This window comes from Streptomyces sp. WAC 04229, from assembly GCF_003947455.1.
In the GTDB taxonomy this organism is placed as follows: domain Bacteria; phylum Actinomycetota; class Actinomycetes; order Streptomycetales; family Streptomycetaceae; genus Streptomyces.
Genome location: NZ_QHJH01000215.1, coordinates 1 through 12,063 on the forward strand (window position 1 = coordinate 1; position 12,063 = coordinate 12,063).

The window sequence follows — 12,063 nt, forward strand, 5'->3', positions numbered from 1 at the left end:
CCACCACGGGCCCCGTCAGCCCGGTCCCCACCGACGCCCCCACCGTGAAGGTCGTCACCAGCCACGAGAACGCCTCCGTCACCGTCCCGCGCGGAGCGTGCACATCGACGAGGACGAACGCACAAGCGATGCACGGAGCCAGGAAGACACCCGCGAGAACCGTGAGCAGCACCATCGCGACGGCACCCGGCATCCACATCAGCGGCAGGTAACAGACCGCCAGCAGAGCCACCAGGAGGCGCAGTCGCCGGGCCGGCTCACCGGCCCACCGCCGCGCCCCGTACACCGCCCCACCGACCAGCGCACCGAGCCCGAGAGCGGCCATCAGCCAGCCGTACACCGCGTCACCACCGTGCGCGTCGGCGTACGGCACCGACGCCACGGTGATGGAACCGAGCGCCATCCCGATGAACAGGAACGCCCCCAGCAGCGCCAGCAGCCCGCCCGAACGCAGCGCACCCAGCCAGTGCGCCTCCCGCGGCGCCGACCGCCACGCGCGCGAGGGCGGCGACACCACCACGGACAGCGCCCCCAGCACACCCAGCCCGTTGAGCACCAGCAACGCGACCAGCGGCGACCACAACGACACGCACACCGTCACCAGCAACGGCCCGACGGTGAACATGACCTCCTGCGCCACGGCGTCCATCGCGTACGCCGTGTGCACCTGCTCCTCCTCGCCGAGCACACTGGGCCACAGCGCCCGCAACCCGCCCTCCAACGGCGGCGTGAACAACCCGGCCGCACCCACGGCCACATACGCGACCACGGCCGACCCGGTACCGGCGAAGGCGAACACACCCATCGCCAGCGCCGACAGCACGGCCGCCGGCAACTGCACCAGGGGCTGCCCGCGCAGGTCCACCAGCCGCCCCAGCACCGGCTGCCCCACGGCGTTCGCGACGCCGTACACGGCGGCCAGCGCCCCCGCGAGACTGTACGAGCCGCCCTCCGCCCGCACGAACAGCACGATCGCGATCGCCGCCGTGGCGTTGGGCAACCGCCCCACCAGCGTGCCGACCAGCAGCCGCACGGCGTGCCGCGCCCGGAGGATGTCCAGATACCCGGCAACCACGCGGCGCCCCCTTCTCTGCACTCAATGACATGGTGACGTGTTACGTATAACTAACTCCGCCATACGTACCATGTCGCCTGTTCACGAGTCCAGACGAAAGCGCAGGCGAACGGTGGCACAAGGCAGCACCCGCCCCACGAGCCGGGACGTCGCCCAGGCAGCCGGAGTGTCCCAGGCCGCGGTCTCCCTGGTACTCGGCGACAAATGGCGCGGCCGCGTCTCCGAGCCCACCGCACAGCGGGTCCGCGAGGCGGCCCACGAACTCGGCTACCGCCCCAACCTCGCCGCGCGCAACCTCCGGCTCGGCCGCACCCGCACCGTCCTGCTGGTCGTCCCCGCACTCACCACCGAGTTCTTCGCCGAGGTGTACACCGGCGCCGCACGCGTGGCCGCCGAGCACGGCTTCGGCGTCGTCCTCTACCCCTCCCCCGAGGGCGTGGGCCCCGCCAGGGACCCCTTCGCCTCCGCGCAGGCCGCGCTGGACGGCGTCATCGCGTCCTCCATGGCCGCCGACGCCCTCACGGCGATCCGGGGCGACCAACTGCCCCTGGTCATGCTCGACAGCGATCCCGAGGGCAGCCTCGGCGCCGCCACGGTCAACCTCGACATCGCCGACGGCATCCGCCAGGTCGCCGACCACCTGCTCACCCTGGGCCACCGCCGCTTCCTCCACCTCGCGGCCGACGTACCCTCCTGGACCTTCGAGGTACGCGCCCGAGAACTGGCCACCCGGCTGTCCGCGACCCCCGGCACCGACCTGCGCACGGCCCGCGCCCCCATCTCCATCGAAGGCGCCCGAACCGCCACGGAGGCCGCACTCAGAGCACCCGGCCCCCGGCCCACGGCCCTGGTCTGCGACGACGACAAACTGGCGGCCGGCGCCTACAAAGCAGCCCGGCGCGCCGGACTGCGCGTCCCCGACGACCTCTCCGTCACCGGCCTGGACGACCTCGGCCTGGCCACCGCCATCGACCCCGAACTGACCACGGTCCGCCTCGACGCGGAAGCCTTCGGCGAACGCGGCATGCGGGCACTGCTGGCCGTACTGGACGGGCGGACCCCCGAGAAAGGAGACCTGCCCGTCAGCCTGGTCGTACGAGGCTCCACGGCACCGCCGCGGTGAGCCGGACGGGGCGGCCGGAAGCCGCCCCGCCTCCTCCTACTCGTCCGTCTCGGCGTCGACGTCAGCGTCGTCGGCGTCGGACGTACCGGCGTCATCGGCACCCGTACTCGCACCGGAATCCAGCAGCCGCGACAACTGCCCGCCCACGATCCGCTTGAACTTCCGCTGCTGCGGCCGCGTCCGGTCCAGCACCGCGACCTCCAGCCGCTCCGCCGGAATCTCCCGCTCACTGCCGTTCGTGTCACGCGACAGCGCCTGCACCGCCAGCTTCAGCGCCTCGGCCAGCGTCATACCGTCCCGGTGCCGCTGGTCCAGGTAGCCGCTGATCTGCTCCGCGTTGCCCCCGACCGCGACCGAGCCGTGCTCGTCCACGATCGAACCGTCGTGCGGCAGCCGATAGATCTGATCACTCTCCGGACTGTCACCGACCTCCGCGACGACCAGCTCCACCTCGTACGGCTTCTCGGCCTGACTGGAGAAGATCGTGCCCAGCGTCTGCGCGTACACGTTCGCCAGACCACGGGCCGTCACGTCGTCCCGGTCGTACGTGTACCCCCGCAGATCGGCATAGCGCACGCCGCCGATCCGCAGGTTCTCGTACTCGTTGTACTTGCCGGCGGCCGCGAAGCCGATCCGGTCGTAGATCTCGCTGAACTTGTGCAGCGCACGGGACGGGTTCTCACCGACGAACACGATGCCGTCGGCGAACTGCAGCACGACCAGGCTGCGGCCACGGGCGATGCCCTTGCGGGCGTACTCCGCCCGGTCGGCCATGGCCTGCTGGGGTGAGACATAGAACGGCGTCGACACCGGTTATCCATCCCTTTCTGGAGAAGTCACTGGACCACCTGACAACACGAACGCACCCGCTACAGCAGCGCGGCCCGCGGACCGTCCGGGTGCTCGAGCCGCCGCTCCAGCACCGCACGCGCCAGCTCCGAGCCCTCGTCCTCGCTGAGCCGGCGGAAGCCGTCCTCGGTGATCACAGTGATGATCGGGTAGATCCGGCGGGCGACGTCGGGACCACCGGTCGCCGAGTCGTCGTCAGCCGCGTCGTACAGCGCCTGAACCACGAGCGTCGTGGCCTGCTCCTCGGTCAGATCCTCACGGAACAGCTTCTTCATCGCACCGCGCGCGAAGATCGACCCCGACCCGGTGGTCGCGAAGTTCTGCTCCTCGGACCGCCCGCCCGTCACGTCGTACGAGAAGATCCGGCCCGTCCCCCGGTCCACGTCGTACCCGGCGAACAGCGGCACCACGGCCAGCCCCTGCATCGCCATGCCCAGGTTGGACCGGATCATCGTGGACAGACGGTTCGCCTTGCCCTCCAGGGACAGCTGCGCCCCCTCGACCTTCTCGAAGTGCTCCAGCTCCAGCTGGAACAGCTTCACCATCTCCACGGCCAGGCCCGCAGTGCCGGCGATGCCCACCGCCGAGTACTCGTCGGCCGGGAAGACCTTCTCGATGTCCCGCTGGGCGATCATGTTGCCCATGGTGGCCCGCCGGTCACCGGCGAGGACGACGCCCCCCGGGAACGTGACGGCCACGATCGTGGTGCCGTGCGGCGCCTCGATCACGCCCTGCACCGGCGGCAGCTGCCGGTTGCCCGGGAGCATCTCCGGCTGGTGCGCACCGAGGAAGTCCATGAACGAAGAGGACCCGGGCGTCAGGAAGGCAGCTGGTAGACGCCCGGTGCTACGAGTGTTGGCTTCCACGAAGTTCCCTCCAGGTAGGCGGCAGCCCGACGAACAGCGTCGGGATCGTCTCCCAACTTGCCGATGGCCGAATTGCAGTTGAAGCACAGTACGCCACGGACCTTACCCGTGTTGTGACAGTGATCCACATGTACGGCCGGAGCCTTCAGACAGATCACACAGAGCCCCATCTGAGCGGCGACCATGTCGTCACGCTCGGCTTCGGTAAGGCCGTAGTGCCGCTTGAGATGGCTCGCACGCCCCTCAATTGCCCGGCAAGCCTTGCAACGAGTAGACAACCCATCCGATGCGGTCGCATTGCGGTGCCACTCGCTCCATGGCTTCACCTCGCCGCACTTGATGCAGAGCTTGTGGCCCTCCGGCACCTCTACCTTGGGGCGGACTTTCCGGCCTAGAGCCTGCTGCCGCTCCCGGTGGTAGTCAGAGGCGCAATCCCGGCAGTGGTGTTGCAGGCCGTCTAAATTCGACCGTTTGCGCGCGAAGGCCGCGCGCGGCTTGCACTGGCCGCACCGCACACAGCACTTCGCGTCATCTTCTGATTTCAACCCCGATCCCCCCAGTAGCCTTCGATTCGAAGGCTACTGGCCGCCCTTCTGAACGAACGACCTCACGAAGTCCTCGGCGTTCTCTTCCAAGACGTCGTCGATCTCGTCCAGGACGGAGTCCACGTCGTCGTTCAGCTTTTCCTGGCGTTCCTTGAGGTCCTCGGAGGCCTGCGCGTCCTGCGCCTGCTCCTCGACCTCCTCGGTGGATCGCGTGGCCTTCTGCTGCCCGCCGCCGGTGTCCTTGGTCGCCATAACCCTCACCCCGCTCGGTTCGCCCGACACAGTTGCTCGGTTCAAGATCAGACCCTACAAGCCGGGTCCGACATCGGCCCCGCAGTTGCTACAACGTGCGGGGGCCATCTCGATGGTTCCCGGACCCGGTGGTTTTCCACCTCGTCCGGCGGTCTCCTTCTGGTGTACCCGCTGGGTGCCCTTACCCGCCGGCCAGCACCTTGACCAGGTCTTCCGCGGTGCGGCAGCGGTCCAGGAGCTCCTTGACGTGATTACGCGTTCCGCGAAGCGGTTCCAGGGTTGGCACCCGCTGGAGCGAGTCCCGGCCCGGCAGATCGAAGATCACCGAGTCCCAGGAGGCCGCCGCGACGTCGTCCGCGTACTGCTCCAGACAGCGGCCGCGGAAGTAGGCGCGGGTGTCCTCCGGCGGCTTCGTACGGGCCCGCTCGACCTCGTTCTCGTCCAGCAGCCGCTTGATCCGGCCGCGTTCCACCAGGCGGTTGTACAGGCCCTTGTCGGGCCGTACGTCGGCGTACTGGAGGTCCACCAGGTGCAGCCGGGCCGCGTCCCAGTCCAGGTTGTCGCGGCGCCGGTAGCCCTCCATCAGCTCCCGCTTGGCGACCCAGTCCAGCTCGCCGGCGAGGCTCATGGGGTCGTTCTCCAGGCGGTTGAGGGTGTCCTCCCAGCGGCCGAGGACGTCCTTGGTCTGGTCGTCGACGTCCGCGCCGTACCGCTCCTCCACGTACTTGCGGGCCAGTTCGTAGTACTCCATCTGGAGCTGGACCGCGGTCAGTGTGCGGCCGCTGCGCAGCGTGACCAGGCGTTTGAGCGTGGGGTCGTGGGAGACCTGGTGCAGGGTGCGAACGGGCTGGTCGACGGCCAGGTCGACGGCGATGAAGCCGTCCTCGATCATCGACAGCACGAGTGCCGTGGTGCCGAGTTTCAGGTAGGTCGAGATCTCGGACAGGTTGGCGTCGCCGATGATCACGTGGAGCCGGCGGTACTTCTCGGCGTCCGCGTGGGGTTCGTCGCGGGTGTTGATGATGGGGCGCTTGAGCGTCGTCTCCAGGCCGACCTCGACCTCGAAGTAGTCGGCGCGCTGGCTGAGCTGGAAGCCGTGTTCGTGGCCGTCCTGGCCGATGCCGACGCGGCCGGCGCCGGTGATGACCTGGCGGGAGACGAAGAAGGGGGTCAGGTGGCGCACGATGTCGGAGAAGGCGGTCTCCCGCTTCATCAGGTAGTTCTCGTGCGTGCCGTAGGAGGCGCCCTTGTTGTCGGTGTTGTTCTTGTAGAGGTGGATCGGCTGGGCGCCGGGCAGCTGGGCGGCCCGGTCGGCGGCCTCGGCCATGATCCGTTCGCCGGCCTTGTCCCACAGCACGGCGTCCCGCGGGTTGGTGACCTCCGGAGCGCTGTACTCGGGGTGGGCGTGGTCGACGTAGAGCCGTGCTCCGTTGGTGAGGATGACGTTGGCCAGGCCGATGTCCTCGTCGGTGAGCTGGCTGGAGTCGGCCGACTCGCGGGCGAGGTCGAAGCCTCGCGCGTCCCGCAGCGGGTTCTCCTCCTCGAAGTCCCAGCGGGCCCGGCGGGCCCGGTGCATCGCCGCCGCGTAGGCGTTGACGATCTGGGACGAGGTGAGCATGGCATTGGCGTTCGGGTGGCCGGGGACGGAGATCCCGTACTCCGTCTCGATGCCCATTACTCGCCGTACTGTCATGCGGCCCTCCTTGCCCGGCGGTGCCCTCGGTCGTGGGCGCCGCTCAAGTACCGCTGGCGCTCCGATGCGTGTGCGGTGCCCGTCCCCGCACTGCGCGACTCGGCGGTATGGAAGAGCCTAGAACGCCTTTGCACTGGTGGGGAGATCATTTGCGGCATTGCCTTGCTCCAGTCGGGGCTCCGGAAAACAGTCGGCTGCGGGTACCCATTGTGGGGACCCGCAGCCGCCCCGCCTTTTACAGGTACTGACCGGTGTTCGCCACCGTGTCGATGGAGCGTCCGGTGTCCGCGCCCTGCTTTCCGGTGACGAGGGTACGGATGTACACGATCCGCTCGCCCTTCTTTCCGGAGATCCTGGCCCAGTCGTCCGGGTTGGTGGTGTTCGGCAGGTCCTCGTTCTCCTTGAACTCGTCCACGCAGGCCTGGAGGAGGTGGGAGACGCGGAGGCCCTTCTGGGTCTTCTCGAGGAAGTCCTTGATCGCCATTTTCTTGGCGCGGCCCACGATGTTCTCGATCATGGCGCCGGAATTGAAGTCCTTGAAATAGAGGACTTCCTTGTCGCCGTTGGCGTAGGTGACCTCCAGGAAGCGGTTTTCCTCGGATTCGGCGTACATCTGTTCCACCGCCGTCTGGATCATGCTCTGGACGGTGGCACCCCTGTCCTTTCCGTGTTCGGAGAGGTCGTCGGAGTGGAGCGGGAGGCGCTCGGTGAGGTACTTGCCGAAGATGTCCTTGGCCGCCTCGGCGTCCGGACGCTCGATCTTGATCTTCACGTCGAGCCGGCCGGGCCGCAGGATGGCGGGGTCGATCATGTCCTCACGGTTGGAGGCGCCGATCACGACCACGTTCTGCAGGCCCTCCACACCGTCGATCTCGGCGAGCAGCTGGGGGACGATGGTGTTCTCCACGTCCGAGCTGACGCCGGAGCCGCGGGTGCGGAAGAGGGATTCCATCTCGTCGAAGAAGACGATGACGGGGGTGCCCTCGCTGGCCTTCTCGCGGGCTCGCTGGAAGACCAGGCGGATCTGCCGCTCAGTCTCGCCGACGTACTTGTTGAGCAGCTCGGGGCCCTTGATGTTGAGGAAGAAGCTCTTGCCGGCGGCTTGACCGGTGACCTCGGCGACCTTCTTGGCCAGCGAGTTGGCGACCGCCTTGGCGATGAGCGTCTTGCCGCATCCGGGGGGTCCGTAGAGGAGGACGCCCTTGGGCGGACGCAGCTCGTGCTCCCGGAACAGGTCCGGATAGAGATAGGGGAGCTCGACCGCGTCGCGGATGGCCTCGATCTGTCCGCCGAGGCCGCCGATCTGCTCGTAGCCGATGTCGGGGACTTCTTCGAGGACGAGTTCCTCGACCTCGCTCTTGGGCACGACCTCGTAGACGTAGCCGGAGCGTGGTTCGAGCAGGAGGGCGTCGCCGGGGCGGATGGTGAGTCCGCGCAGGGGTTCGGCGAGCCTCACCACCCTCTCCTCGTCGGTGTGCCCGAGCACGAGGGCTCGCTCGCCGTCCTCGAGGATCTCCTTGAGGGTGACGATGTCGCCGACGCTCTCGTACTCCATGGCCTCGACCACGTTGAGTGCTTCGTTGAGCATCAGTTCCTGGCCGCGTCGGAGCTCGTCGAGCTCGACGCTCGGGCTGACGTTCACCCGGAGTTTGCGGCCGCCGGTGAAGATGTCGGCGGTGCCGTCCTCGTTGGCCTGCAGGAAGACTCCGAAGCCGGCCGGTGGCTGGGCCAGCCGGTCGACCTCCTCCTTGAGGGCCACGATCTGGTCGCGGGCCTCGCGGAGTGTGCCGGCGAGCCGCTCGTTCTGTGCGGAGACGCCGGCCAGGTTGGTCTGCAGTTCGACGATCCGCTCTTCGAGAATTCTCGTGTGCCGCGGAGATTCGGCGAGCTTGCGTCGCAGGACGGCGATCTCCTGCTCAAGGTAGGCCACCTGCCCGGCCGGGTCGTCGGACCCGCGTCCCGGGCGGATGCCGCGGTTCATGTCGTCGTCGTGGGCTGCCACGGTCCTCACCTCCTCCATGGGGAGCTGGACGCTTCCAGACCCTACCTGGGTGGGTGTCGATTGAAACCCCTAGATCACAAAGACTGTCGGGGTGTGTCCGATCTTCACCCTTGCGCTCTCCCTCACGCCAGGGGAATACCCACCGGACGTGAATGGAACCCAGGCGGGGGTACGCTCGAAGCGTTCAACACCCGTCAGAGCTGGCCGGATTCCCGAGCGGCTCGGCGCAGGAGACGGCAGGAGAGATGAGCGTGCAGCAGGAGGCCGGAGTCGACGGCGAGGCTCTGGAGGTCTGGATCGACCAGGACCTGTGTACCGGTGACGGCATCTGTGCCCAGTACGCGCCCGAGGTGTTCGAGCTGGACATCGACGGTCTGGCCTACGTGAAGGGCGCGGACGACGAGCTTCTGCAGGCTCCTGGGGCGGCAACACCCGTACCGTTGCCGCTTCTCACGGACGTGGTCGACTCCGCGAAGGAGTGTCCGGGCGAGTGCATCCACGTACGTCGGGTTTCGGACAGGGCCGAGGTCTACGGTCCGGACTCAGAGTGACCAAAATGTGACTCGGCGCCTACGGTGTGTGACCGATGTCTGTTGGGTCACACCGTGCGCGCCTGGGACGGGGCGTCGCTGACGAACGCGCCGTTCTCCCAGCGCCACTTCGCGTGGTCGGTGACGTCGGGGCAGCAACTGGGCACGTCGGCCGACGAGTAGCCGAGGAGGGTGGCCCGTACGGCTCCGCGGTCGTCCACCGTCAGCTCGGTGACGGTGTGGCGGTCCTTCGGGTCCACGAGGGTGGCCACGACCCGCGGCTTGCCCGCGTCGGCGCCGCGCGTGACGACGTACACCCCGTCGGGCGGGGTGCCCATGGGTGCGTCGCAGTGCACGGCCGCCACCGTCTCGGGCTGTCCGTCGCCGTCGAGGTCGCCGGACGCCTTTTTCCGCACCACCGCCTCGACCGGGCCGCACTCCAGGGGGAAGGCGACGGCCGCCGGGTCGGGGGGCGTGCCGTGGGCCGGCGCGGTCTTCGGGCCGGCGGCGGGCTGTGCCGCCGTGGCCGCGTCGGGCTGGAGGACCGAGGACAGGGCGACCACCGCGGCGACGGCCGTGGCGGTGGCGACCCAGTGGATCGGCCGGGTGTGCGTGTGGGACAGGTCCGGAACGGCGGGGTGCTGCACGAGGAGTGTCTCCTGTGAGGGCTGTGCCGGTGGGGGTGGCCAGCATCGTGCCACACGTCACAGTGCGGGGGAACGGCGGGGTGGGTACCTGGTCGGATTGGCCCGCCTGCGGCCCGCTCCCCGGGGGTGCCTGTCAACGCGAAGACGCCGTGGTGGAGTTCCCGGGGGCTGCCGGGAACTCCACCACGGCGTACTCGCGTTGCTCAGGGTGCGGGGGCGCCTCAGCGGCCGGCGCCTCCGTCGGCGTTGGGTCCTGCGTAGTCCTCGCCGTAGGCGCCCTTGGCGGGGCGGCGGCGGCGCATGGGGGGCTCGACGCCGTCGGCGAGGCGGCGGGCGGTGAGCAGGAAGCCGGTGTGGCCGATCATCCGGTGGTCCGGGCGGACGGCGAGGCCTTCGACGTGCCAGTTGCGGATCATCGTCTCCCAGGAGGTCGGCTCGTTGAAGGAGCCGATCTCGCGGATGGACTCGACGGTCCGGGCGAGCTGGGTGGTGGTCGCGACGTAGCAGCACAGGATGCCGCCGGGTACGAGGGCCTTGGAGACGGCCTCCAGGCACTCCCAGGGGGCGAGCATGTCGAGGATGACGCGGTCGACGTCGGTGTCGGACAGGTTGTCCTGGAGGTCGCCGACGGTGAGCTGCCAGGCGGGGTGCGGTTCCCCGAAGTAGCGCTCCACGTTCTGGCGGGCGATGTCGGCGAAGTCCTCGCGGCGCTCGTAGGAGTGCAGCATGCCCTGGTCGCCGATGGCGCGCAGCAGGAAGCTGCTCAGCGAGCCGGAGCCCACGCCGGCCTCCACGACGCGTGCGCCGGGGAAGATGTCGGCGAAGGCGAGGATCTGCCCCGCGTCCTTCGGGTAGACGACGGCTGCCCCGCGGGGCATGGACAGGACGTAGTCGGGGAGCAGGGGGCGCAGCGCGAGGTAGGCGACGTTCCCGGTGGTGCGGACAACGCTGCCCTCGGGAGCACCGATCAGTTCGTCGTGGGGGAAGGAACCCTTGTGGGTGTGGAAGTTCTTCCCGGCCTCGAGCGTGAACGTGTAGTGGCGGCCCTTGGGGTCGGTCAGCTGAACCTGGTCCCCGACCTTGAAGGGCCCGCGCCTGCGGGCGGCACCGGTCGGTTCGGACATGTGACCAGCCTACCGGTTCCCTGCCGGGGGCTTGACCAGCGCGGGGGACGGTGGCCTCGTGCGGGCGCGGGGGCCGGGCCTCATGGGGTTGCTCGCACCGTTCGCCGCGCCCCTTCGGGGCGGGTTCAGCTGGGCCTTGCCATTGCCTTGACGAAGGCCCGCTCGACGTCGGCCGCGGACAGGACGCCGTAGATCTCGCCGGTCTCCTCGATCACGAGGTACTCGCTGGCGGGGTTGGCGCGCAGGGCGTCCAGGAGTTCTTCGCCCGAGAGTTCGGCGGAGACGCGCATGCCGTCGGTGAGGTCCTGGGCGAGGGTGCTGACCGCCACCCAGGGGCGGCGGTGTTCTGGTACGCCGACGATGGCGGCCTCCCGGACCAGGGAGACGGGTCCGCCTTCGGTGTCGACGACCACCAGGGCGCGGGCTCCGGAGGCGTTGGCGCGGCGCAGGGCCTCGGAGAGGGGGGTGTCCGCGGGTACGGGGACGGCGCGCCGGGTGAGGGCGCGGGCGCGCAGTTCGGGGAGGTGTTCGCGCAGGCGGGCCATGCGCAGGCTGTTTCCGGCGCCGGTCCAGATGATGGCGGCGAGGATCGCGGCGAGCAGGGCGTCCATGACGGTGTCCATGCCGACGTTGTCCACGGCGTCGGAGCCGAGGGCGCCGGACTGGGTGAGCAGGGGCAGCCCGATCAGGACGGAGACGGCGAGGGCCCGGCCGACCCAGGCGGCGGCGACGGTGCCGTGCATGGGTTTGCCGGTGATCTTCCAGACGACGGCGCGGAGCATGCGGCCGCCGTCGAGGGGGAGGCCGGGCAGGAGGTTGAAGGCGGCCACGATCAGGTTGGAGATCATCAGGCCGGCCAGCAGGACGCCGGGGACGGTGCCGGGTTCCACGGGCAGCAGGGCGAGGTAGAAGACGCCGGAGAGGACCAGGGAGAGGAGTGGGCCGACGAAGGCCAGGACGAATTCGCGGCCGGGGGTCTCGGCCTCCTTCTCGATCTCGGAGACGCCGCCGAAGAACTGGAGCTGGATACGGCGCACGGGGAGCTTGAAGCGGAGTGCGGCGACGGTGTGCGCCAGTTCGTGGACGAGGACGGAGGCGTAGAAGGCGACGGCGAAGAAGAGGGAGACCAGGTAGCGTGCGGCGCCCAGCTCGGGCAGCACGCGGTCGAGCTGGCCGCCGAAGACCCAGGTGATGAGGGCGGCGACGAGGAACCAGCTGGGTGCGACGTACACGGGCACGCCGAAGGGCCTGCCCATCAGGAGCCCTCCGCCGGGCTCGGGCCGGCGCCGGGGCGGCCGCCCGGGTCCGCCCTTGCCGCCGTCGTGGGGTTCGCCGCCGGCGTGGTGGGCGGGGGGAC

General features: G+C 69.4%; 12 protein-coding genes. 2 read left to right on the forward strand and 10 right to left on the reverse strand.

Going from position 1 to position 12,063, the window contains the following annotated elements; translation table 11 throughout:
* The coding region (locus DMH12_RS33280; RefSeq protein WP_125495099.1) for an MFS transporter at positions 1 to 1,075 on the reverse strand (1,075 nt) is incomplete at its 3' end.
* 112 nt (positions 1,076 to 1,187) lie between these two features.
* On the opposite strand from DMH12_RS33280, the gene DMH12_RS33285 reads away from it, so the two are divergent.
* Positions 1,188 to 2,198 carry a LacI family DNA-binding transcriptional regulator gene (locus tag DMH12_RS33285; RefSeq protein WP_185832703.1) on the forward strand — a complete coding sequence of 337 codons (1,011 nt, stop codon included), beginning with the start codon at positions 1,188 to 1,190 and terminating at the stop codon, positions 2,196 to 2,198.
* A gap of 36 nt (positions 2,199 to 2,234) precedes the next feature.
* Here DMH12_RS33285 and prcA read toward each other — a convergent pair whose 3' ends face one another.
* From prcA to arc, 6 genes are all read right to left on the reverse strand, one after another.
* Positions 2,235 to 3,008, reverse strand: a complete 774-nt coding sequence (prcA, locus tag DMH12_RS33290) for a proteasome subunit alpha (protein ID WP_125495101.1) — start codon at positions 3,006 to 3,008, stop codon at positions 2,235 to 2,237.
* Between the two features lie 59 nt (positions 3,009 to 3,067).
* Positions 3,068 to 3,913, reverse strand: coding sequence for a proteasome subunit beta (gene prcB / locus DMH12_RS33295; RefSeq protein ID WP_122617313.1), 846 nt, complete (start codon positions 3,911 to 3,913; stop codon positions 3,068 to 3,070).
* Positions 3,865 to 4,458: an endonuclease VII domain-containing protein gene (locus DMH12_RS33300; protein WP_125495102.1), complete on the reverse strand. Its 594-nt coding sequence runs from the start codon at positions 4,456 to 4,458 to the stop codon at positions 3,865 to 3,867. Before DMH12_RS33300 ends, prcB begins: the two co-directional genes overlap by 49 nt.
* Positions 4,459 to 4,491: 33 nt before the next feature.
* On the reverse strand, positions 4,492 to 4,710 hold the full coding sequence (locus DMH12_RS33305; protein WP_053128307.1) for a ubiquitin-like protein Pup: 219 nt from the start codon (positions 4,708 to 4,710) through the stop codon (positions 4,492 to 4,494).
* Positions 4,711 to 4,891: 181 nt separating this feature from the next.
* Positions 4,892 to 6,403: a depupylase/deamidase Dop gene (dop, locus tag DMH12_RS33310; protein ID WP_185832704.1), complete on the reverse strand. Its 1,512-nt coding sequence runs from the start codon at positions 6,401 to 6,403 to the stop codon at positions 4,892 to 4,894.
* A gap of 235 nt (positions 6,404 to 6,638) precedes the next feature.
* Positions 6,639 to 8,405 carry a proteasome ATPase gene (gene arc / locus DMH12_RS33315; RefSeq protein WP_122617315.1) on the reverse strand — a complete coding sequence of 589 codons (1,767 nt, stop codon included), beginning with the start codon at positions 8,403 to 8,405 and terminating at the stop codon, positions 6,639 to 6,641.
* Positions 8,406 to 8,650: 245 nt separating this feature from the next.
* Between arc and DMH12_RS33325 the strand changes: the two genes are divergently transcribed.
* Complete coding sequence (locus tag DMH12_RS33325) at positions 8,651 to 8,956, forward strand: ferredoxin (RefSeq protein ID WP_122617317.1); 306 nt, start codon at positions 8,651 to 8,653, stop codon at positions 8,954 to 8,956.
* Positions 8,957 to 9,003: 47 nt separating this feature from the next.
* Here DMH12_RS33325 and DMH12_RS33330 read toward each other — a convergent pair whose 3' ends face one another.
* From DMH12_RS33330 to DMH12_RS33340, 3 genes are all read right to left on the reverse strand, one after another.
* Positions 9,004 to 9,582 (reverse strand): hypothetical protein, encoded by a 579-nt coding sequence (locus tag DMH12_RS33330; RefSeq protein WP_125495103.1) that lies wholly within the window; start codon positions 9,580 to 9,582, stop codon positions 9,004 to 9,006.
* A gap of 221 nt (positions 9,583 to 9,803) precedes the next feature.
* The gene (locus DMH12_RS33335; RefSeq protein ID WP_122617319.1) at positions 9,804 to 10,706 is read right to left on the reverse strand and encodes a tRNA (adenine-N1)-methyltransferase; all 903 of its coding nucleotides are present in this window, start codon (positions 10,704 to 10,706) and stop codon (positions 9,804 to 9,806) included.
* Between the two features lie 125 nt (positions 10,707 to 10,831).
* On the reverse strand, positions 10,832 to 12,063 hold a 1,232-nt coding region (locus DMH12_RS33340; RefSeq protein WP_260474433.1), incomplete at its 5' end, for a site-2 protease family protein.

Coding starts and splice junctions, on each gene's coding strand:
- DMH12_RS33305 (WP_053128307.1), bottom strand. CDS start 4,710: ATGGCGACCAAGGACACCGGCGGCGGGCAGCAGAAGGCCACGCGATCC.
- DMH12_RS33335 (WP_122617319.1), bottom strand. CDS start 10,706: ATGTCCGAACCGACCGGTGCCGCCCGCAGGCGCGGGCCCTTCAAGGTC.
- dop (WP_185832704.1), bottom strand. CDS start 6,403: ATGACAGTACGGCGAGTAATGGGCATCGAGACGGAGTACGGGATCTCC.
- DMH12_RS33325 (WP_122617317.1), top strand. CDS start 8,651: ATGAGCGTGCAGCAGGAGGCCGGAGTCGACGGCGAGGCTCTGGAGGTC.